The organism is Salibacterium qingdaonense (assembly GCF_900114715.1).
GTDB classification, from domain to species: domain Bacteria; phylum Bacillota; class Bacilli; order Bacillales; family Marinococcaceae; genus Salibacterium; species Salibacterium qingdaonense.
The window spans coordinates 1-2749 of record NZ_FOTY01000062.1 but is presented as its reverse complement, the minus strand read 5'-3'; the positions used below and the strand labels follow the sequence as shown (position 1 = coordinate 2749).

At 37.3% G+C, this 2749-nt stretch carries 2 protein-coding genes; both read left to right on the top strand.

Annotated features, from left to right (window positions below):
* Nucleotides 1–849 precede the first annotated feature (849 nt).
* Nucleotides 850–1605, top strand: coding sequence for a hypothetical protein (locus BM058_RS17895; protein ID WP_090929154.1), 756 nt, complete (start codon nt 850–852; stop codon nt 1603–1605).
* Between the two features lie 254 nt (nt 1606–1859).
* On the top strand, nt 1860–2749 hold an 890-nt coding region (locus tag BM058_RS17890), incomplete at its 3' end, for an ISL3 family transposase (protein WP_245737098.1).

Genomic DNA, 2749 nt, shown 5'->3' with positions numbered 1-2749 from the left:
TTCTTTGCCTCCAGCGTATTCCTAAAGTAGAAACGAGTTATAGATATAGAACGGAACCTCACTCCAACAATAACCCTCTTTATCACGGATTCAGGGATCTATTCTTTAATTATAAATAATGGAATTACGGTGGTTGTTGCATTTATTTATTTTCTTTAAAATTGCGAACCCACCCTTTACTAAAGGGAAAGTTTCAAATGTAGATTGCTATTTTTTATGGTTTGATCTAATGTAATTATATACCAATTCAATTATTAAAAACAGAGCAACTAGTAGAAAGAATGTAGTAATAAATATATTATCCCTTGGATTTAACTCTGAGTATACATAGCATATTACAAAAAAGAGAACTGCCAATGGAAACGTCCACAAATTTCGAAAGAATCTTCGTTTATAACTTAACCTGTAATAATTAAATATTTTCCCCTTGTCTTTTTTTCCTGTCTCCTCATCTTTTACTTTAGCAATGGTAATAGAAAGATAAACAACAATAGCAACTGCTATGGAAGTAATTAATATACTGGATATCACTATTAACCTCCTCTTAAACAATCTACCCACTAAACTTTAACACATTTTTAGTAAATTTCAAAAATCAGTGTAATAGTATTGTAATTAGTGGTAATAGATGTTAAATTACTAGAAAATAATTAATTATTCCAATTTTCAACTAAAATTAGAGTGTATTTTATTATGAATGAGAGGGGGAGTTCATTAATCAAGACTTATTGTTGATTTTACTTGCAATCTCAATTTAATGTGAAAGTTGTCAGCAGATGCAAATTATTTATTGAAGAACTACAAGACCACTATACTGTTCTAAGGGAGCATTATACGAGGAGGATATTTATGAAAAAAATAATGCAAAAATTGCCTCTCTGTTTTATTAGTCTTATTGTAACGTTTTCTTTTTCTGTCCCAGCTTCTGTTAGTGCTCAATCTAATAATGACCAAACCAGTAACAACAATATTGTATTGAACATGACGGACAAAAACTCCTGGGAATATACAGAGGTAAAAGATGGAGAAAAGTATAAAATTGTGGAAGAAGTGGAACCTGAAAGTTATGAAGTTCAAAGCAAAATCTATAAAAAAGATGACCAAGGAAATTACAAACTTGAAATTAAACAAACCTCTAGAATTAATGAAATACAGAGCAAGCAAATAATAAAGAGCATGGAAGACGGCAAAACAAAAACAGAAACTGTGGATTTAGGTACCCCAGCTAAGAATAATACAAATGTTAACGAAAGATCAGATGATATAAGTGTATACGCTGATGAACTAACTCCTTGGAAATACACTGGCACAAATGAAGGTGATTATGATGTGCCAGTTGATGCGACAGCAGGTACTGTAGCTTCAGGACTTGCCTACTTAATTGGGGGATGGCCAGGGATGCTAATTGGTGCAGGCACGGCAATTGTAGCTGCTTCTATTGATCAAGCTTATGCTAGATGGACTACTTGGCATAAAAACCCCGTTGGAACAACAATTCTTGCAGGAATTAAAAAGAAGGCTAAGATATATGAAACTAGTGCTAAAGTCGAATTATTAGAAGAAAAGACAGATGTTGATTGCGCTGAAGGTTACGATTGCTCTTAACAGTTACAATCAATTCTGTATGATAACAAAGTTGCTTTAGTGATTTTGAAAAAAGTTTAATACAAAACAAGTAGAGGTCAGTGAATAAGGAGATGGTTTCGGATTATCTTATCAGAAATCGTCTCCTTATATTTTTGAAATTTGGCTCTACAATAAATGTTGGGGTTTTAAAACAATTTCGTGCTAAAAAAACACGCAAACTCCTTTATCCTTTATACTTGAATTGTCGAGAAACAAGAAAGGATAGGAGTTGCGTGTCTATGCATTTTACCATGAATGTACCCGGTTTAGAAGAATTCAACGTGATGAAAACAGAGACGATAGGCTCTACGTATTATATCCATGTGGAAAAGGAACGAAAAGCGCACAGATGCCCGGCTTGCGGGGAAAAGACCAGCCGTGTTCATGACTATCGTATCCAGAAGATCCAACATCTGAAGATGTTTGAACGGACGTCGTACTTAATGTATCGCAAGCGGCGCTATGCCTGTTCTTGTGGTAAGAAGTTTCCGGAAAAGGCCCGTATGGTAGAGCGTTATCAACGTCACACGGTGGAATGGAATCAAGCATTAGGTCTTCGCACCATTCAAGGTAAGAATTTTAAAGATACTGCAGACCAGTTTCATACATCCCCTTCAACAGCTATGCGGCGGTTTGACCGTCTGGCAGCGCCCATGATCCAGGAAGGGAAGGAACTACCCGAGGTCATTGCCATCGATGAGTATAAAGGAGATACAGATCAAGGGAAGTATCAAGTTCTTATCGCAGATGGTCGGACCGGGGAACCTCTTGATATTCTGCCGGATCGCACCGCCGCCACTATCAAGCCGTATTTAAGGGAGAAAGGGGCGAAGGTGGAGATCGTGGTGATGGATAGGAGCCCTTCCTTTAAATCCGCTGTCCAGCAGGCATTAGGATCTCCGATTATCATCGCGGACCGCTTTCATTTCTGCCGTTATATGTACTGGGCTCTGGATCTAGTTCGCCGGAACGTTCAGAAAGACTTTCATGAATATGACCGCAAGAAGTGCAAACGCATGAAACATGTTTTTCACAAATCCCCCGACACCCTGAGCGAGAAGCAGTACTGGTATTTAGAGCGGTATCTGAACTTATCTCATGAGCTGACAGATGCTTATCAACT